General features: G+C 38.0%; 23 protein-coding genes. 12 read left to right on the forward strand and 11 right to left on the reverse strand.

The window, feature by feature from the left end; translation table 11 throughout:
* Window positions 1–49: 49 nt before the first annotated feature.
* From HLV59_RS06015 to HLV59_RS06030, 4 genes are all read right to left on the reverse strand, one after another.
* Window positions 50–508 (reverse strand): DIP1984 family protein, encoded by a 459-nt coding sequence (locus tag HLV59_RS06015; protein ID WP_005073494.1) that lies wholly within the window; start codon window positions 506–508, stop codon window positions 50–52.
* A gap of 10 nt (window positions 509–518) precedes the next feature.
* On the reverse strand, window positions 519–1,169 hold the full coding sequence (locus tag HLV59_RS06020; protein ID WP_000468787.1) for a metal-sensitive transcriptional regulator: 651 nt from the start codon (window positions 1,167–1,169) through the stop codon (window positions 519–521).
* Between the two features lie 7 nt (window positions 1,170–1,176).
* Window positions 1,177–2,445 carry an RtcB family protein gene (locus HLV59_RS06025; RefSeq protein WP_171429539.1) on the reverse strand — a complete coding sequence of 423 codons (1,269 nt, stop codon included), beginning with the start codon at window positions 2,443–2,445 and terminating at the stop codon, window positions 1,177–1,179.
* Window positions 2,446–2,697: 252 nt separating this feature from the next.
* A complete protein-coding gene (locus HLV59_RS06030) occupies window positions 2,698–3,672 on the reverse strand; it encodes a ribonuclease Z (RefSeq protein ID WP_171429540.1) in 975 nt (324 codons plus the stop codon).
* Between the two features lie 67 nt (window positions 3,673–3,739).
* Here HLV59_RS06030 and rtcR point away from each other — a divergent pair, with 67 nt between their 5' ends.
* A complete protein-coding gene (gene rtcR / locus HLV59_RS06035) occupies window positions 3,740–5,338 on the forward strand; it encodes an RNA repair transcriptional activator RtcR (protein WP_171429541.1) in 1,599 nt (532 codons plus the stop codon).
* A gap of 59 nt (window positions 5,339–5,397) precedes the next feature.
* Here rtcR and HLV59_RS06040 read toward each other — a convergent pair whose 3' ends face one another.
* Window positions 5,398–6,030, reverse strand: a complete 633-nt coding sequence (locus HLV59_RS06040) for an alpha/beta hydrolase (protein ID WP_171429542.1) — start codon at window positions 6,028–6,030, stop codon at window positions 5,398–5,400.
* Window positions 6,031–6,155: 125 nt separating this feature from the next.
* Between HLV59_RS06040 and yaaA the strand changes: the two genes are divergently transcribed.
* On the forward strand, window positions 6,156–6,935 hold the full coding sequence (gene yaaA, locus HLV59_RS06045; protein WP_171429543.1) for a peroxide stress protein YaaA: 780 nt from the start codon (window positions 6,156–6,158) through the stop codon (window positions 6,933–6,935).
* A gap of 198 nt (window positions 6,936–7,133) precedes the next feature.
* Here the strand turns inward: yaaA and HLV59_RS06050 are convergent, their stop codons facing one another.
* The 5 genes from HLV59_RS06050 to HLV59_RS06070 all read right to left on the reverse strand — a co-directional run bounded on the left by HLV59_RS06050 (window position 7,134) and on the right by HLV59_RS06070 (window position 9,864).
* Complete coding sequence (locus HLV59_RS06050; RefSeq protein WP_001154366.1) at window positions 7,134–7,919, reverse strand: thiazole synthase; 786 nt, start codon at window positions 7,917–7,919, stop codon at window positions 7,134–7,136.
* 13 nt (window positions 7,920–7,932) lie between these two features.
* Complete coding sequence (gene thiS / locus HLV59_RS06055; RefSeq protein WP_171429544.1) at window positions 7,933–8,130, reverse strand: sulfur carrier protein ThiS; 198 nt, start codon at window positions 8,128–8,130, stop codon at window positions 7,933–7,935.
* Between the two features lie 13 nt (window positions 8,131–8,143).
* Window positions 8,144–8,509, reverse strand: coding sequence for a DUF423 domain-containing protein (locus HLV59_RS06060; RefSeq protein WP_171429545.1), 366 nt, complete (start codon window positions 8,507–8,509; stop codon window positions 8,144–8,146).
* A 109-nt stretch (window positions 8,510–8,618) separates the two neighbouring features.
* Window positions 8,619–9,485 carry an RNA polymerase sigma factor RpoH gene (rpoH, locus tag HLV59_RS06065; RefSeq protein ID WP_002115267.1) on the reverse strand — a complete coding sequence of 289 codons (867 nt, stop codon included), beginning with the start codon at window positions 9,483–9,485 and terminating at the stop codon, window positions 8,619–8,621.
* A gap of 133 nt (window positions 9,486–9,618) precedes the next feature.
* Window positions 9,619–9,864, reverse strand: coding sequence for a sulfurtransferase TusA family protein (locus HLV59_RS06070; RefSeq protein ID WP_031948893.1), 246 nt, complete (start codon window positions 9,862–9,864; stop codon window positions 9,619–9,621).
* Window positions 9,865–10,237: 373 nt separating this feature from the next.
* Here HLV59_RS06070 and HLV59_RS06075 point away from each other — a divergent pair, with 373 nt between their 5' ends.
* Window positions 10,238–10,450 carry a cold-shock protein gene (locus tag HLV59_RS06075; protein WP_000126912.1) on the forward strand — a complete coding sequence of 71 codons (213 nt, stop codon included), beginning with the start codon at window positions 10,238–10,240 and terminating at the stop codon, window positions 10,448–10,450.
* Between the two features lie 109 nt (window positions 10,451–10,559).
* Window positions 10,560–11,711: an ATP-dependent RNA helicase RhlB gene (gene rhlB, locus HLV59_RS06080; RefSeq protein ID WP_016140502.1), complete on the forward strand. Its 1,152-nt coding sequence runs from the start codon at window positions 10,560–10,562 to the stop codon at window positions 11,709–11,711.
* Between the two features lie 37 nt (window positions 11,712–11,748).
* Here rhlB and HLV59_RS06085 read toward each other — a convergent pair whose 3' ends face one another.
* Window positions 11,749–12,129 (reverse strand): putative periplasmic lipoprotein, encoded by a 381-nt coding sequence (locus HLV59_RS06085; protein WP_005073503.1) that lies wholly within the window; start codon window positions 12,127–12,129, stop codon window positions 11,749–11,751.
* 204 nt (window positions 12,130–12,333) lie between these two features.
* Between HLV59_RS06085 and HLV59_RS06090 the strand changes: the two genes are divergently transcribed.
* The 8 genes from HLV59_RS06090 to purF all read left to right on the forward strand — a co-directional run bounded on the left by HLV59_RS06090 (window position 12,334) and on the right by purF (window position 19,426).
* The gene (locus HLV59_RS06090) at window positions 12,334–12,909 is read left to right on the forward strand and encodes a nitroreductase family protein (RefSeq protein ID WP_031948892.1); all 576 of its coding nucleotides are present in this window, start codon (window positions 12,334–12,336) and stop codon (window positions 12,907–12,909) included.
* Between the two features lie 34 nt (window positions 12,910–12,943).
* Window positions 12,944–14,017, forward strand: coding sequence for an NAD(P)H-dependent glycerol-3-phosphate dehydrogenase (locus HLV59_RS06095; protein ID WP_002115297.1), 1,074 nt, complete (start codon window positions 12,944–12,946; stop codon window positions 14,015–14,017).
* A gap of 56 nt (window positions 14,018–14,073) precedes the next feature.
* Complete coding sequence (locus tag HLV59_RS06100; protein WP_003650745.1) at window positions 14,074–14,529, forward strand: SixA phosphatase family protein; 456 nt, start codon at window positions 14,074–14,076, stop codon at window positions 14,527–14,529.
* A gap of 23 nt (window positions 14,530–14,552) precedes the next feature.
* A complete protein-coding gene (gene gspL, locus HLV59_RS06105) occupies window positions 14,553–15,692 on the forward strand; it encodes a type II secretion system protein GspL (RefSeq protein WP_031948891.1) in 1,140 nt (379 codons plus the stop codon).
* Window positions 15,692–16,171, forward strand: a complete 480-nt coding sequence (gene gspM, locus HLV59_RS06110) for a type II secretion system protein GspM (protein WP_031948890.1) — start codon at window positions 15,692–15,694, stop codon at window positions 16,169–16,171. The genes gspL and gspM overlap by 1 nt, the downstream gene beginning before the upstream one ends.
* 89 nt (window positions 16,172–16,260) lie before the next feature.
* On the forward strand, window positions 16,261–17,265 hold the full coding sequence (locus HLV59_RS06115) for a quinone-dependent dihydroorotate dehydrogenase (RefSeq protein ID WP_031948889.1): 1,005 nt from the start codon (window positions 16,261–16,263) through the stop codon (window positions 17,263–17,265).
* Between the two features lie 6 nt (window positions 17,266–17,271).
* Window positions 17,272–17,859 carry a CvpA family protein gene (locus tag HLV59_RS06120; protein WP_016145876.1) on the forward strand — a complete coding sequence of 196 codons (588 nt, stop codon included), beginning with the start codon at window positions 17,272–17,274 and terminating at the stop codon, window positions 17,857–17,859.
* A 25-nt stretch (window positions 17,860–17,884) separates the two neighbouring features.
* Window positions 17,885–19,426, forward strand: coding sequence for an amidophosphoribosyltransferase (gene purF / locus HLV59_RS06125; protein WP_016145875.1), 1,542 nt, complete (start codon window positions 17,885–17,887; stop codon window positions 19,424–19,426).
* Window positions 19,427–19,433: the final 7 nt, after the last annotated feature.

Here is a 19,433-nt window from a genome sequence, read left to right on the forward strand (position 1 = left end):
CGGTATGTCCAAACTTTGATTGTGAAAATGATTTCACAAAATCTATTGTTTAATCGATTAGATCAATTTGCCAATTAGCAGCCTGAATTTTAACGTTTAAGTCACGGAGTTTCGCACTGATATCGTCCGCCTGCTTTTGTAAGCTAGAAACCGGAATGACTTTCTTCCACTTAATTTCACGTGAGCTATAACGATCAGGTTCTCGATGTGTATTGGCAATCGCATCTATTAAAATTTTATGCTGTTCAGCATAACTATCGCGCAAGCTTAATAGGGACAACAATACTTTGCCATCTTCCAGTTTTGCTTGTGCATTGGTCAAATGAATACGACAAATCAATTGATTGCTTTCCTGAGTTAAAGCGAATACTTGTTTGATGAGCTCATTTGGATCTTCACTAGGTTCATCACCTTCTTGTACCAATACATTGGCATTAATTCGTTGTTTTAACGAAGCGAGCTTTTTTTGTTGATCGCTTCGAAGTAAAAGTGCTTCTGCGAGTTTCATTTTTATTCCTTTAGTACCAGAAATACCCATGCATAATAGGTTTAAGCCAATCAAAGTAATCTGTATCTTTTATTGATTTAATTAAATGTTCATCTTGGCCGGGAAAACGCATATCCAAGTTCCCCTTTTCAAGTTCTACCTCTATAGAAATCCATCTTGGAAGAGTTTTATAAAGTTCAGTATTATCAACACTTTCAACTATAAAAAACTCATAAATGGTCGGATAGTTTTTGATAAAAACACTAGTCGCAACTAGAAAAAGTTCAATTATATCTACATAATTTTCTGCTTCAGTATAGTTGGGTGCTTCATAATCATGTTCTAGTTTATTTCTGATGTAATTTAAACGCCTAATTATTTGAGGGGTGAAGAATCCACATTTCTCTAAGAAATCTAACTTACTAGGAAAATTATTTCTTTTAGCAATATAAGTTTCATATCCTGCTAATGAACATAAAATATCTACTCTTCTATGAAGGGCACGTTTAGCATTTGATACAGCATTATAAATAGCATGTAAGTTCTGTGAGGTGCTTAAGTCATTTCTTGCAAACTCTATAAAAGTTGCGCAATGCGGAGTATCTTCAAGTTTATGAGTCGTACAAGTAGTAACTCCTTCATAATATTTTAAATATTCAGGTTTAAGTATTTTGTGAAACATTTTTTTCTTACCCTTTAACACACACCACTTGTCTTAATGTATAAACCACTTCAACCAAATCACCTTGTGCTTTCATTACATCTTCAATCGGTTTATATGCCGATGGAATTTCATCAATAACTGCTGCATCTTTACGGCATTCCACACCTTCAGTTTGGGCAATTTGATCTTCAACAGTAAAGCGTCGTTTTGCTTCAGTACGGCTCATAACACGGCCTGCACCATGCGAACATGAACAAAAAGCCTCCTGATTTCCAAGCCCGCGGACAATAAACGATTTCGCACCCATTGAGCCTGGAATAATTCCATATTCACCTAAGCGCGCACGGACTGCACCTTTACGGGTGACCATCACTTCTTCACCGTAGTGTTCTTCCTTTTCCACATAGTTATGGTGACAGTTCACTGCTTCCAAACGTGCTTGAAAAGGCTTTGGTACAATAGTAGCCAAGGCTTTAATCGCAGATTGCATCATGATTTCTCGGTTCTTCATCGCAAAGCGTTGAGCCCAACCTACCGCAAACCAGTAATCATCAAAGTGTTCAGTTCCTTCTACTAGGTATGCTAAATCTTTATTTGGCAAATTAATGAAATGTTTCTGCATGTCTTTACGTGCAAGTTCAATAAAATGATTACCGATAGCATTTCCTACACCACGAGAACCTGAGTGCAACATAATCCAAACATGATCATGCTCATCTAAACAGATTTCGACAAAATGGTTTCCAGTACCTAAAGTTCCCAAATGCTTACGGTTGTTAGTATTTTTCAAACGTGGGTGTTTTGCGCAAATGTATTCAAAATCTGCAACCAGATCGGTCCAAGCTTGATCTACCATTTCTGGTGGAGTTTCCCATGACCCACGATCACGTCCGCGCTTAGTCATTCCATGGGGAATTAATCGTTCAAGTTCAGTACGTAGTGCATGTAAGTGATCTGGTAAATCTGAAGCAGTTAAGCTTGTACGGGTTGCCATCATTCCACAACCAATATCTACACCCACAGCTGCAGGAATAATTGCCCCTTTAGTTGGAATTACGCTACCAATAGTTGCTCCTAAACCGAAGTGTACATCTGGCATAACAGCCATCCATTTATAAATAAAAGGCATTTGAGCTGTTTGTAATAATTGTTGTTTTGAGTTGTCATCAACAAGCACGCCTTTAGTCCACATTTTGACTGGCATACTTTTTTCATTTTGCAGAACTTCATAAGTACGTTGTTGCTGCTTTTGTTCAAACTGAGCTTGTTGATTAATTTCTTCAATGACAGACATTTTCTTTTCCTTTCAAAGCCTGCCTGCCAAGCGTTTGCAGGCAGGTGTTAGTCACAATATCCGAATGATGTTGTGTGCTTTGTACTATTGCACTGAGTGTGCCAACTTTTTAAAAAGAATATAATTAAAATATAAGTTATTGAAAATAATGTATAAAAATAATTATCTTTTCAGCTTGAATAATTTCTATTGAAAATTTTAATATTTACAAGATATCTAAAAATATATTTAAATATCTTTTTGGATATATATTTAATAGGCCTTACCGTTTTTATCGACTTTTAAAAGCTGTCCAGCTTCACTTAAAGTAAATTCATCAAAATCATTCGCTAAATAAAAATGACCTTTATAAAATTGGCGAACTTCTTCGGTAATAGCTTGCTGCCCAATTTTATCCTGATGCCTAGGACTAAAATGTGTCAGAATTAAATTACTTAAAGATTGCTGTTCCGCAAACTCAGCGACCATTTTTGCTGAGCTATGCATTGGTCCTTTACCAACTTTATCCAAAACCGTTTGTAAATAAGTCGATTCATGAATAAGTAATTGAGCATCTTTGCAAGCATCTGCTAATAGTTCAGGTTGATCATTATCACCACCTATAATTGCATGAACCTGTTGATTTTGAATTTTGATAAAGTCTTGAGCTTTTAAAGTTTGTCCCTCAAATTCAATATTGTAGCCTCGTTTCAAATGGCCCCATATATCACCTTGAGGTACGCCAAGCTGAGTTAGAGCTTGGGTATCTAACTTCTTCTGAATAGATTTGATATAAATGCTAAAAGCAAAACTTGGAACACGATGGCTTAGAGGGTGTGCCTGAACAATGAATTCATTAGTGATCTGTTGTGGCTGCATTGCTTCATTCACATCAATAAATTGAAGGGAATAGGGCAAATATAAATCTGTAAGTTGGGTAGTGATTTCAAACCATTGCTGAATTTCTTTCGGTGCAATCACGATTAAGGGTTTGCTACGGGAATTCATACCTGCACTTGCCAATAAACCAATTAAACCATAACAATGGTCACCGTGAACATGTGTAATACAAATGGCAACTAGGTTTTGTAGTGAAAGTTTAGCTTGTTGAATGCGGTGCTGTGTCCCTTCGCCGGCATCAATTAAAATCCAGTCCTTATTTTTGCTGTTACGAACTGCTAATCCTGAAACATTACGTGTCAGGGTAGGTACACCCGAAGATGTACCTAAAAAAGTAAAATGAAGCATATTCTTTGAATTTTTTGGTCAAATGCGTATTGTATATTATAGACACTTATAAAATTTTATAGAAATTATGGCAGATGCAAAGAAAACAGTCGTTATTGGCTTTGTCGGTTCTACACTTGATCAGGGGGGAAAGCCAGATCGCTGGCAGCGTTGGCGTCCTACAATTAGCCTGTTAATGCATGAAGATTTGCTTGTAGATAAATTGGTACTTTTACATGACAGGCAGCATCATAATTTAGTTAAATCTATAGCAGCAGATGCTAAAGAGATTTCTCCACAAACTGAGGTTTCTGGACATAGGGTCAGTATTAAAGATCCTTGGGATTTTGCTGAAGTTTATGGTGCACTCTATGACTTTGTAAAAACCTATCCGTTTGATGTCGAAAAAAATAACTATTTACTGCATATCACGACAGGAACGCATGTTGCTCAAATTTGTTGGTACTTATTGGTAGATGCGCATTATTTGCCAGCTCAACTCATTCAAAGTTCACCTAACCAACACAAGACATCAGAAGGTGAATACAGAATTATTGATTTGGACTTATCTCGATACGATGTTTTAAAACAGCGCTTCGATGATGAGCAAAAGCAAAATTGGCAACAACTTAAAGCCAATATTTCTACTCATAATAAAGCGTTTAATCAACTTATTGAGGAAGTTGAATTAGTTGCAACCCGCTCTAGTGCACCTATTTTAATTATGGGGGCAACAGGTGTTGGTAAGTCTCATTTGGCTAAACAAATTTTTCAATTAAAGAAAGATAAATTTCAATTAAGCGGCCGTTTTATTGATGTTAATTGTGCAACCTTACGTGGTGATAGCGCGATGTCGACCTTATTTGGTCATATAAAAGGTGCATTCACAGGAGCAGCAGCTTCTCGTGCTGGTTTATTAAAAAGTGCTGACCAAGGCATTTTATTTTTAGATGAAATTGGTGAATTGGGACTTGATGAACAAGCTATGCTGCTAAAAGCGCTCGAAGATAAAAGCTTTTTTCCTGTTGGAAGTGATAAGGAAATTCAGGCCGATTTTCAGCTAATAGCGGGTACTAACCGTGATTTGCGTAATGAAGTTCAAGCTGGGCGTTTTCGTGAAGATTTGTGGGCTCGTTTGAATACGTGGACATTCTTCTTACCAAATTTAAAAGACCGTGTAGAAGATATTGCACCCAATATTGATTTTGAGCTACAACGTTTTGCTGCAATTCATCAAAGACAATTACGTTTTCAACGTGATGCCTTAGAAATATATTTAAAGTTTGCTAAATCGGCAGAAGCATCGTGGCAAGGGAATTTTAGAGATTTAGCAGCTAGCGTAACTCGTTTGGCAACTTTATCGCAAGGTGAGTTAATTCGTCGTGATGCTGTAGAAAAAGAAATTCAACGCCTAAAGCAAATTTGGCTTATTCAGGATGAATCTCACAAAGATAAAGATGCAGATATTCTGTTGAGCTATTTAAGGCCTGAGCAGCTAGAACAAATAGATGAATTTGATCAGATTCAATTGCGAGGTGTGCTGAAGGTTTGTGAAAATTCAAAATCAATGGCAGAGGCTGGAAGACAACTCTTTTCGATATCTCGCCAACAACGTAATACAACAAATGATAGCGACCGAGTGAAAAAATATTTAGCCCGTTTTGGGTTAAGTTGGAATAATTTTTAGTAGTTACAGTGCTCATAAGATGATGGACATAGACACAATCTATGCCCATCAAATACATTTCATTTCATGATAATAAAACGTGTAATGATTTGGCGAAGCTGTTTTAAATAACCTGTAAAAAAGTGGTTGGCGCCCGGTAATATTGTAATTGGATGCTTCTGCGGTTTTGCCCATTCAATCGCATCTGAAAGCAAGGTAATGTCATCTTGCTCACCATGAATGAGTAGAATATCACCTTGAATTTCAGGAGTTTTATAGTGACGTAAACCTACTACAGTGGCCGTTGGTAAACCACATAGAATTAACTGTACAGGTCTTAATTCAGGGGTAAGCTGTGCAAAGCATTTTGCCAAAACATGTGAACCGAAACTAAAACCACCTGCATAAAACGGCAAGCCTTCATGAAGCTTACGGACATGTTTAATTACAGCTAAAATATCTTCAGTTTCACCATGACCTTCATCATGAATACCTTCACTGCCACCTAGGCCACGGAAGCTCGGGCGGTAAACAATGCAACCATATTCATTAAAGATTTGGGTTAAAAGGGCAGGGACTTTATGTTGAGGGGTTCCACCTTGCAATGGGTGCGGATGACAAACCACCGCAAAGCCTTTGATTTCACCTTCAGGGCGGTCAACGAAAAGTTCAATTTTACCTACTGGACCCTGGATGAAAGTTTGCTCAGACATATAAGAACCGCTAAATAACAATACGTGATGCTATTTTACCGATAGTCGTCATTGAAAACACGAGTTAGCATTAAAAAATATCTACTGTTATAGTTGGCATTAATAATAATTTTTTCAGGTTGTCTATGCTTGCTTTAATTTCTCCTGCAAAAACTTTAGATTATGAAACAGCGTTACCTACAGATGAGTTTACTCAGCCTCGCTTGTTAGAACATTCAGCACAATTAATTGATGTTTGCCGTAAGCTTTCTGCTTCGGAAATTGCCAATTTAATGAGTGTAAGTGAAAAAATTGCCACACTAAATGCAGACCGATTTAGAGATTGGAAGGCCGAGTTTGATTTTTCAAATGCTCGTCAGGCGATTTATGCATTTAAGGGTGATGTTTATACTGGATTAGATGCTTATCACTTAAAAGACAAAGATATTGATTTTGCACAACAGCATTTACGTATGTTGTCTGGGCTATACGGCTTATTACGTCCTTTAGATTTAATGATGCCATATCGTTTAGAGATGGGTACTAAATTAAAGAATACACGCGGTCATAGTTTGTATGAGTTTTGGGGTGACATCATCACTAACCAAATTAATGAAGACTTAGCAGAAATTAAATCTGAATTGCTGGTAAATCTAGCTTCAGATGAATATTACAAATCTGTCAATGAAAAGAAAATTAAGGCTGAAATTGTGAAGCCAGTTTTTCTTGACCAGAAAAATGGCAAATATAAAGTCATTAGTTTCTATGCGAAAAAAGCACGCGGTTTAATGGCTCGTTTTATTGTTGAAAACCAACTAAATAAAGCTGAAGACATCAAAGCATTTAATACCGAAGGTTACTACTTTGATGCTGAGAATTCATCAGCAAAAGAGTTAGTGTTTAAGCGTGATGAGCAAGTGGCTTAGTCTTACTCAACGTAAATTCTCGTAAACGATGACTATCGTGAGGTGGCAGGGATGCCACCGTTTCGCTGTATTACATGGGTGTAATATCAGCGAAACAGAAGATTTTTGTTACTTTTCATCTTTGAAAAGTAAAATGCCTATACAAGTCGCATGAGCGTTATAACGGCAATTAAAGGTTGTGTTATCACAAGAAATAAATTACTTAAAAAAATAACCTGTTTCAGGTGAGCTTGCATTTGCCATGCGCTTACGTGGCATACGACCAGCTAAAAATGCTTCACGTCCAGCTTCAACAGCTTTTTTCATTGCAGAAGCCATCAAAATAGGATTTTGAGCAGCTGCAATAGCAGTATTCATGAGTACGCCGTCACATCCAAGTTCCATTGCAATAGCGGCATCACTTGCTGTACCAACACCTGCATCTACTAACACCGGAACTTTCGCATTTTCTTTAATAATTGAAATAGTATGTGGGTTCAAAATGCCTAAACCTGAACCAATCAGACTGCCTAATGGCATAATCGCAACACAGCCCATACTTTCAAGTTCTTGAGCGATGATCGGATCATCAGAGGTGTAGACCATGATTTCAAAACCGTCATCAATTAAAGTACGTGCTGCTTTTAAAGTTTCGGTCACATTTGGATATAAGGTTTTCTCATCGCCCAAAACTTCAAGTTTTACTAGGTTATGACCATCAAGTAGCTCACGCGCTAACATACAAGTACGTACTGCGCTGTCAGCATCAAAACACCCTGCGGTATTTGGCAAGATTGTATATTTTTCTGGCGGAATAACTGAGAGTAAGTTTGGTTGATCCGGATTTTGTCCAATATTCACACGGCGGATTGCGACGGTTACGATTTCTGCACCACTGGCTTGAATAGCTAAATCCGTTTCATTTAAGTCTTTATATTTGCCAGTTCCAACCAATAAACGAGATTGGAAAGAACGTGAACCAATAATGAGAGGGGTGTCTTGCATGGATAACTCCGACTTAGCCGCCGCCAACAGCGTGAATAATTTCGATACGGTCATGTTGAGCAATAGAAATTTGCTCTAATTTGCTTTTAGAAACGATTTGCTGATTGTACTCAACAGCAAAACGTTTTCCTTCAAGTGCCAACTCCTGAATGAGTTGCAACAGGTTTTGGCTAGGCGTGTCCGTTAATTCGCCATTTAAATAAATTTGCATGATCACATTCCGATTATTTTGCGTATTTGAAAGCATTCCAAGCCAAGACTAGCCATCCCACAATCATTAAAGCTCCACCGATTGGCGTAATAGCACCTAATATTCGTGGTAAACCTAGCGCCATGATGTAAAGCGAACCACAAAAAAATAGAATACCAATCTGGAGAAGTAGAAAAGATAACTTGATTGGGAAATGAGGAAGAACCTTACTTAAAATACCAAGCGCTAATAGACCTAATGCATGATAAAAAAAGTAGTCGGTTGCAGTCTGCCACCAAGCAAGTTGCTCGGGACCTGCGTGAGCTTTAAGACCATGTGCTCCAAAAGCACCCAACATGACTGCAAAGGCAAGATTAAGGGCTGAAATGGCGATCCACATAACAAAAAACGCAACTGAATAATGAAAGGCAACGTTAACATAGATTGGGTTGGCTAAACATAGCCAGATAAAACAAAAGGGCGAATCGCCCTTTTATTTTTTAATTTTTCTAGCTTGCTGACATCGCGGTTTTAATCTTTTCCATCGCATTTTTTTCAAGCTGACGAATACGCTCTGCCGAAACATTGTATTCAGCCGCTAACTCGTGAAGAGTAGATTTATCATCATCTAACCAGCGGCGTTGTAAAATATTACGTGAACGGTCATCTAACTGGTCCATTGCATCATGCAAGGCAGAAGTACTTTGCTCTTCCCAGTCTTCATTTTCGACTAAACGAGCAGGGTCGTAGCGGTTATCTTCAAGATACAATGCAGGGGCAGTATGTGGTGTGTCGTCGTCGTCATCGCCTTGCGCTTCAAAAGCAGCATCATAGGCAGTTAAACGACCTTCCATTTCCAAGACTTGTTCTGGCGTTACATTTAAGTCATTAGCAATCGATTGAGCTTCTTCGAGGGTAAGTTTTTTACTCGATTTTTTTAGACTACGTAAATTGAAAAATAATTTACGCTGAGCTTTCGTCGTTGCAATTTTGACAATACGCCAGTTGCGAATAACATATTCATGAATTTCTGCCTTAATCCAATGGACGGCAAAAGATACTAAACGTACGCCCATATTTGGGTCGAAACGTTTCACGGCTTTCATTAAGCCTAAATTACCTTCTTGAATAAGGTCGCCTTGTGGTAGGCCATAACCTGCATAGCTGCGCGCAATATGAACGACAAAGCGTAAATGCGACATTACCAGCATTTTTGCGGCATCAAGATCTTGGTCATAATAATAACGCTCAGCAAGTTCTTTTTCTTGCTCGGCCGTTAAAATAGGAATCTGATTGACAGTACTGATATATGCACCAAGGTTTACACCGGGCGCAGACAATGACAGGGGCATCAATTGATTGCTGCTGTCACTCATGAGTTCTCCTTATAGGATCGAATGGAATAACCAATAAATTCATCTTAATTTGAATCAGCTTCATAATTAAGGAAAATTGGGTATAGAAATGTAAAATTTTATGCAATTTCTAATCTTTTAGTTTAGCAAAGAATTATTGAGTTTCAATTAAATAGTGAAATTCTCTCTCTGATACGTATGTAGTTTGACACATAAAATGATGTAAACCACAGTAACGAGTTACATCAATTTCGCTATGTGGATCTGACGATTTTAATAAAAATTGTTGTTTGCCTGACGCTTTTTTAAGTTCACGCTTTAGCATTAACAGCGGCATTGGGCAGGGCTGCCCAAGAGCATTAATTTCAATGGGTGCTGTATTAGAAGAAGTATTGCTCATTCATCATCAAAACAACTAAAAAAAATATTCTAACAAATTTTTAGTAAATACAGCATATTTTATAGAACTGGATACGGATAATTTCTATAAAAAATATTGTAATAAGCTGTTTAAAAAAAGAACTAAAAATAGGGGAAATAATTGAAAAAAATTCTATTAATTGTCATAAACCCGTGTTAAGCTCGAACCGTTTTAGGATTTACCACACAATCAAATTGATTTAACAACCCTATAACAAATGGATGTAACCGGAAATTGTTGATAGTTTTACAGAATGATTACAAGCTTTAAGATTATAAATATTTTAAAACCTTGTTTGCTCTGCTGTTTGCAACACCGGAAGGTCCTTTTTTCAACATCTGAGGATTGACTTATGACAGCTCGTGAACAAGGCGTAGTAAAGTGGTTTAATGACACTAAAGGCTTTGGTTTTATTCAACGTAACGGCGGCGACGATGTATTCGTTCACTTCCGTGCAATCGTAGGTGACGGTCACCGTTCTCTACGTGATGGTCAACGTGTAGAGTTTAGCGTTGTACAAGGTCAAAAAGGTTTTCAAGCTGAAAACGTTCAGCCTTTAGACTAAGACTAATTCATCTTTTTGATGAATGATGGACGCTCCAATTTTTGAATTGGGGCGTTTTTGTTTATAATGATCTTCTCATTCGAGAGATTGTTTGTTAGAGCACGTATTTATGACATCTGGTTTTGAAACCTTGAATTTACATCCGCAACTTAAAAAGGCGATTGATGCTTTAGGGTTTACTCAAATGACCCCAATTCAGCAAAAGGTTTTAAAATATACATTAGCCGGGCATGATGCAATTGGGCGAGCACAGACAGGAACTGGTAAAACAGCTGCCTTTCTGATTAGTGTAATTAATGATTTGCTCAATAATCCGGTTCAAGAGCAGCGTTTCCGTGGCGAGCCTCGTGCCTTAATTTTGGCACCCACTCGTGAATTGGCGTTGCAAATTGAAAGTGATGCAAAGCTACTCACGAAATTTTCAGATTTGCACCTTGTAACATTATTAGGTGGTGTAGATTTTGATAAGCAAAAGAAACAGTTAGATGCTAATTTTGTCGATATCATGGTCGCTACCCCTGGGCGTTTAATTGATTTTGTAGAACAAAAAGAAGTTTGGCTCGATCAAATTGAATTTTTAGTGATTGATGAAGCTGACCGTTTACTGGACATGGGTTTTATTCCTTCTGTAAAACGTATTGTCCGTTACTCTCCGCGTAAGGAACAACGTCAAACGCTGATGTTCTCTGCGACGTTTAGTTATGACGTTTTGAATTTGGCAAGACAATGGTTGTTCGAACCCATCACTGTTGAAATTGAGCCTGAGCAAAAAACCAATAACGATGTAGAGCAACGAGTATATGTTGTGGCTAAACAAGATAAATATCGTTTACTACAAGATATCTTGCGTGAAGAGCCGATTGATAAGGTCATGATTTTTGCTAATCGACGTGATCAGGTACGCCGTCTCTATGATCATTTAAAGAAAGATGGATACAGAGTCGGTATGCTTTCGGGTGAGATTGCTCAAGATAAACGTTTAAAAATGTTAGAGCAATTTAAGCAAGGTAAACATAATATTATGATTGCGACGGATGTTGCTGGCCGCGGTATTCATGTAGATGGCGTATCGCATGTCATTAACTTTACCTTGCCTGAACAGTCTGATGATTATGTGCACCGTATTGGACGTACAGGTCGCGCTGGGTCACAAGGGGTAAGTATTAGTTTTCTTTCGGAAGACGATGCCTTTTATTTACCCGAAATTGAAAAAGCAATTGGTAAGAAATTACCACTGACCAGATTAGATGGTTACTGCTAATAAAAAAATCCCAATCAAATGATTGGGATTTTTTTGATTAATTAATTTTACAATAGAAAGTAAGCGTTGTTTGATAGTCATCATCTTTTGCTAAAGACGCATTTTTACCAGTTAATGTGCCAATGACACCTGCAGCAGCTTCAACCATTTGACCAGTTTTTTCACTTACAACATCTTTTAATACACCGTTATATGTTGTTTTTTCATCTACAACGACTGGTGTGGTGTTTTTTGAACAAGTTTTTTGAGCTGCTGTAATCGCATTGTTTTTCGCAATTAAATTGGTTTTGCCAATACCCGTAACTTCAAACTGATTATTTTCTTTCTGAACTGCTAGAGTGTTTTTAGGAGTAGTTGCACAAGCACCAAGTAATAAAACAACACCGCTCATTGCGCTCGCTAAAATTATTTTTTTCATAATTCACCTAAAGTTAATCGCTAAAAGATATTGCCATTTGAACACAGGTTTTCTAATTGATTTTGAATACGTTGTATGAGTTTTGATGTTTTGTATTAAAAAATGTCAAAGTGAGAGTTCGTTAATTTTATAAGCTAGATTCAATGGTGGATTAACGGTAGATTATGCTAATCTATTTTGAATTTTTGAGTTAGATCAATATTAATGACGGATTCAGCAATACAAATAATTCACCAAAATATTCATCAGCGTCAGTCTATTGGCCAATTAGTTGAGCCAGCTCCAAATACAGAGCAATTAGAGTTAGCTTTCCAAGCAGCTTTGACAGCTCCAGATCATCATAGACTTAAGCCAACACGTTTTGTCGTTGTTTCAGGCGAACAACGTGCTGCTTTTGGAGAAGTGCTAGCAAAGGCTTTGGCAGATTTGGGTGAAACTGATCCCGCTCAACTTGAACGAGTTAAACAACATCCTTTTCGCGCCCCGCTACTCATTTTGGCGCTTACACAATTACAAGATCATCCAAAAGTACCGCATTTTGAACAAATCTTAAGTACAGGGGCCGCAGTACAAAATCTTTTGTTATCTTTGCAAGCTCAAGGTTTTTCGACCATGTGGCGTAGTGGTGCAGTTGTCGAATCAAATTGGTTAAAACAGCATTTAGGCCTGCAAGCCCGTGATTTAATTTCAGGTATTATTTACGTCGGCACGGCAGCTAAAGTAATTGCACCGCGTGCTGATATTGAAAGTAAAGAATTCGTAAAAGTTTGGCAGGCTTAAAAGTCTGTAAAAGTAAGAAATAGGATAATAAAAGATGGCTGAATTTAAGTTTACAGATTTGGTAGAACCTGTTGCGGTTGATAAAAAAACCGCTTTACGTATTACCGTTCTAGGGGGAGGAAGCTTTGGAACGGCTATGGCAAATTTAGCTGCACGTAATGGTTGCGATACCATGATCTGGATTCGTGATGCCGAAACAGCTGAGGAAATTAATAAAACTCACATTAATAAACGTTATTTGCCGGACTTTATTTTAGAGTCATCATTACGTGCCGTATCTGATCTTGAGCAAGCCGTATGTGATCGAGATATTATTTTAGTCGCAATTCCAAGTCACTCATTCCGTGATGTCTTAAAACAAATTGCTCCATATATTACTGCACAAGCGGTTGTCTCTTTAACTAAAGGCGTTGAAGCTAAGACTTTTAGCTTTATGAGCGATATTATTCGTGAAGAATTGCCTGAAGTTCCCTATGGCGTACTATCAGGTCCAAATCTTGCAAAAGAAATTATGGCGGGTATGCCGTCGGGTACCGTTATTGCTAGTGATTCGGAATTAGTTCGTTATGCTGTGCAACATGCTCTGCATAGTGCTTTATTCCGTGTTTTCGGTAGTGATGATGTGCACGGTGTGGAGTTGGGTGGTGCGCTTAAAAATATTTATGCGGTTGCAATGGGAATTGGGGCAGCTTACAAGATTGGTGAAAATACCAAGAGTATGATTTTAACCCGTGCTTTGGCTGAGATGAGCCGTTTTGCAGTAAAACAAGGTGCAAATCCGCTTACATTCTTGGGGTTGTCAGGTGTGGGTGATTTATTCGCGACCTGTAATAGTCCTTTAAGTCGTAATTATCAGATTGGTTATGCTTTAGGTTCGGGTAAAACGCTAGATCAGGCAAGTAAAGAGTTGGGGCAAACAGCAGAAGGCATCAATACCATTGTTCAGGTGCGTGGTAAAGCAGAAGAACTAGATGTTTATATGCCAATTACTAATGCTTTATATGAAGTTATTTTTGAAGGGGCACCTCCTTTAAATATTGCATTATCTCTTATGAAAAACGGACACCGTAGTGATGTAGAATTTGTTTTACCTCATCATGAAGTCTGAAGAAGAAATGTCATAAATTGTGGTTATAATGCAAGAATTATTAACAAGGAAAATTTATGCAACTAACATTGGTTCGCCACGGGGAAGCTGCTCCACCAGTAAATGGTAATGATACTAAACGTCCTCTTACTGCTCGTGGACATGCTCAAGCTGAACAGACAGCAACATTTTTAAAAGATATTGTTAAGCCTGATATTTTTGTGGTCAGTCCTTTGCTACGTGCTCAAGAGACATTAGCTCATATTCAAGCGTATTTTAAAGATGTGCCTGTGTTGTTATGCGATAAAATTAAGCCAGATGATAATGCTAAAGAAGCAGTTGAGTGGTTGTCTCAGGTTCCTTATGAGTCAATTGTAGTAGTTTGTCATATGAATGTAGTAGGGCATATTGCTGAGCTACTGACTCATGAAAACTTTAATCCATTTGCGTTGGCTGAAGCTCGAATTTATGATCAGGCTGTGATTGCAACTGGTTTATCAACACAAAAAAATAGTTTTATACCCACAATATAATTAAAAAGGTTATTTAGCCCATTATGCTGTATTTATGGATGCCTGAAACCAATGGAATATGGCATTGGTCTAACGGAGAAAACTGGTTGCAGGCTGAAAGCCTCGATCAATTAATACAAGACCTACAATTGCATCAAGGAAAAGAGGCTGTTGTCTTTTTTCCTAGTCGTCATGCTCAGGTACTCCAGCAACAAATAGCAAAGTCTCATTACAAGCAACTAGGGGCAGAAGGTGTTAAATATCTGCTTGAAGAGTTTGTAACTTTGCCTATTGATCACATGAAAGTAGTCCATCATTTTCATGCTGATCAATTAACAGTATTGGGCGTTGCGAAAACTACTGTGGAAACATGGCAACATGCGATGAATTTGTTGCCAATCAAGCTGGTTGCTTTGTTACCAGACTTTTTGATTTTGCCGGAACCCCAAGATCAACAAGTGATTTTGTGTAATATTGATCAAAAATTACTAGCACGTGAAAGTAAATGGGTGGGTAATTCACTAGATGATTTGGGATTATTTTTGGAGTTCCAGACAGTTGAAACACATTATCAATATAGTGGGCTGACTGTAGAGCAGTTAGAAAGCTTAGAAGCGGCTTCTAGTGTAGAGCAGCGTTCAGAATTTTTTTATCAGTTTCAGGGCTTAGATAAACCTAAACAGCATCCTTTTAATGTTTTACCAAAAGCCAAAGGTCAAGAACAAGCTGTTTCTGGTTACTGGAAAGCATGTGCTGTTCTTCTTTTAGCAATAATTGTGGTTCAGTTTAGCTATGATTTGTTACGTTGGGTGAAATTAAGAAATGTAGCAAATCAAACAGCTGAGCAAACGATTGAGCAATATAAATACTGGTTTGGTCCATCTAGTCGTGTAAATGAACAAAATATAAAAAGCCAATTTGAAAGTCATTTAAGAATGAGTAAGCAGGGCGATACACAAGCAATTTCTCTGTTGAGTCGTGTTGGACCTATTTTAATGCAAAGACAAATTTTAGCTCAGCAATTAAATTATGATGCTTCTACACTAACTATGGCTTTAAAAGCGAAATCTGGAGATGATTTGCAAGCTTTAACACAGCAGCTTAATCAGCAAGGATTTAAGGCGGAGTTAGGTAATGTTCAAGCCGATGGTGCTGGGGCAATTGGGGTGGTGAAAATACAATAATGAAAATGTTAGCTCAATTGCAAAACCGCTTTGATCAGTGGGTTGAACAAGTTAATCAATATTTAGACCGTTTAACTGTCCGTGAACGTATCATGGTGGTCTTTACTACAATTTTTGTAGTCTTGGCTATTATTGGAGCTTCACTTTGGAAAATGCATTCCTTAGCAGAACAACAGCAACAACGCTTAAATGATTTAAAAGATTTGATGGTGTGGATGCAAAGTAATGCAGTCACTATGAAACCTGCGAGTGAGCTTGAGTTGGGTCAAGCAGAAAAAATACAACGTGTAGCTCAACAACAAGGCTTAACTGTTACTTCTCAGCAAAATGGTGAGCAGTTACAAATTATTGTTACGCATCAGAATTACGCAATTTTAGCTAACTTTTTAACCCAACTGGCACAAATGGGCTTAAGTATTGAAAAAATGGAAATGGTTTCAACTGAAGGGCAGATTAAATTAACAGCGACGGTTCAATAACATATTAAAATATGCTGGTCTTAAGCATGGTGTTTTGTGCTCCCTGTGCCTATAATATGCCTACCTAAAATCAGTAGATTGTGATTGGTATGTTATATTCACTTGCTCGCCCGATGTTGTTTAGTTTAGCACCAGAGCGTGCCCATGAATTAACATTATCTATGCTTGATAAAGCACATAAGTTCGGCCTATTACGTCAGAGCGTAGAAGCGAAACCAACGACTTGTATGGGAATTGAATTTCCAAATCCGGTAGGTTTAGCAGCTGGACTTGATAAAAATGGTGCACACATTGATGCACTGGCAGGACTAGGCTTTGGTTTTATTGAAATTGGAACCATTACACCTCGCCCTCAGTCTGGTAATCCACAGCCCCGCTTATTTCGTATTCCTGAAGCTCAAGCTATTATTAACCGTATGGGGTTTAATAATGATGGCGTTGATAAGCTAATTGAAAATGTCAAAGCTTCAAAATTTAAAGGAATTTTAGGCATCAATATTGGTAAGAATGCTGATACGCCTGTAGAAAAGGCTGTCGAAGATTACCTAATTTGTCTTGAGAAAGTGTATAACTACGCTTCTTATATTACTGTTAATATTTCATCTCCCAACACCAAGAACCTAAGAAGTTTACAAAGTGGAGATGCATTAACTGAATTATTGCAAACCTTAAAAGAAAGACAACTTGAGCTTGCTGAACAATACAACCATTATGTTCCTTTGGTTTTAAAAGTTGCACCTGATTTAACACCTGAAGATGTTGAGTTTATTGCAGCACAATTATTGCATTTTAAAATTGATGGCTTAATTGTTACCAATACGACTCTATCAAGAGAAGGTGTAGAAAATCTTCCTCATGGTAACGAGTCTGGTGGCTTATCAGGCGCACCTGTTTTTGAAAAAAGTACCGAATGCTTACGTTTGTTTGCCCAAACATTAAAAGGTCAAATCCCGTTAATTGGTGTGGGTGGAATTTTGTCGGGTGAACAAGCAGCAGTCAAACAGCAAGCTGGAGCAACATTAGTACAGATCTATAGTGGGCTGATTTATACCGGTCCTATTTTAGTGAAACAATGTGTTGCAGCTATGTCTTAAGTGAATATGAACACAATTGATATCATTATTCTGATACTTTTGCTCATTGGGGGGCTAAACGGTTTGCGACAAGGATTTATTAAAGCCTTTGCGAACTTGGTAGGATGGATCATTGCATTAATTATGGGTGCAAAATATGCTGTCCTTCTTGCTCCGTCTATGTCAGGTTTAAGCCATGATCCAGTTGTTCAAAAAATTGCAGCTTTTGCATTTATAGCACTTTTGATCATTGTTTTAACATGGATCGTCTCTGCATTTTTAAATGGTCTCTTGAAAAGTCTGAAATTGGGGCCATTAAATCGTTTAGCAGGTGGTGCTTTTGGTTCTTTAAAGGGCTTGTTGGTTGTGCTGATTACAATGCAGGGCGTAGGGCCTTGGGTTGAAAGTTCACCACACTGGAAGCAATCCAAGTTTATACAGTATTTATTGCCTTATGCACCTTTAGCTACAGAGTTATCTAAAGATGCAGCAAGTGAGGCACTTCATCAAATAACATCTGGAGGCAGTGCATCAGGTGCTCCTTCAAAAACAATGGACGAATCGGAAGATATAGAGAACCGATCCGACCATTCGACAAAGAATCCTTTTTATTAATTCCTAGCTTGTCTGCGAGGTTGCTATGTGTGGAGTTGTTGGTATAGCCGGTAAATCGCCAGTGAACCAAATGTTGTTTGATGCTTTAACGATGTTGCAACATCGTGGGCAAGATGCAGCTGGAATAGTAACCTGCCATGAAGGCCGTCTTTTCCTGCGTAAGGATAACGGCATGGTGCGTGATGTCTTTCATACTCGTCATATGAGAGCACTACTTGGTAATTATGGTATTGGCCATGTACGTTACCCAACTGCTGGTTCTGCGAGCAGTGCTGAAGCACAACCATTTTATGTGAACTCACCTTACGGTATTACGCTTGCACATAATGGTAACTTGACCAATGCAGAAGAAATTCATGATGACCTGTTTAAAACAGATTTACGTCATATGAATACAGATTCTGACTCAGAAGTTCTTTTAAACGTATTCGCACATGAATTGCAGAAAAAAGGCACTTTAAACCCTACAGCTGATGATATTTTTCACACCGTTTCTCGTGTGCATGAGCGTTGCCAAGGTGCATACGGTGTCGTGGCCATGATTACTGGTCATGGTTTAGTAGGTTTCCGTGATCCAAATGGTATTCGTCCACTTATTTATGGTTCACGTGTAACTGAACAAGGTGAGATGGAATATATCATTGCTTCTGAATCGGTTGCTATTACTGCGCTTGGTTTTAAAATTGAGCGTGATATTGAGCCAGGTGAAGCAATTTTCATTGATGCAAATGGTCAATTATTCTCTAAACAGTGTGCGGCTAATCCAAAATACCGCCCGTGTATTTTTGAATATGTTTATTTTGCTCGTCCTGATGCAATTATTGACGGAATTTCAGTTTATAAAGCACGTTTAAAAATGGGTGAAAAGCTTGCTCATAAAATTTTACGTGACTGGGGTGAGGACCATGATATTGATGTGGTTATTCCAATTCCAGATACGAGCCGTACTTCAGCTTTAGAGCTTGCAAATATTCTAGGTGTGAAGTTCCGTGAAGGTTTTATGAAAAACCGTTATATCGGCCGTACCTTTATTATGCCGGGTCAACAGCAACGTAAAAAATCTGTACGTCAGAAATTAAACCCTGTTGAGCTAGAATTTAAAGGCAAGAACGTTCTATTGGTTGATGACTCTATTGTACGTGGTACAACGTGTAATGAGATTATTCAAATGGCACGTGATTCTGGTGCAAAAAAAGTATACTTTGCGTCAGCAGCACCAAAAGTAATGTATCCAAACGTTTACGGTATCGATATGCCTGCTAAAGCTGAGCTTATTGCTTCAGAGCGCAGTGTAGAAGAGATCCAAGAAATTATTGGTGCTGATCGTTTAGTTTTCCAAGAATTGGAAGACTTGAAAAATGCTGTACGTACTAGCAAAGTACCTGACTTAACTGAGTTTGATTGCTCAGTATTTGATGGAATTTATGTAACAGGTGATATTGACGGTAACTATCTAAACAACTTGGAGCAGAAGCGTAATGATTCTGCGAAAAAGAAAAAAGATGGTTATATTGATGTGAATGTCGATGCTGCTTCTGTAGATTTAACAGGCATTAAAGAAGAATAGAAATAGC

Origin of the sequence: Acinetobacter lactucae (assembly GCF_013122135.1) — a bacterium.
GTDB lineage: Bacteria > Pseudomonadota > Gammaproteobacteria > Pseudomonadales > Moraxellaceae > Acinetobacter > Acinetobacter lactucae.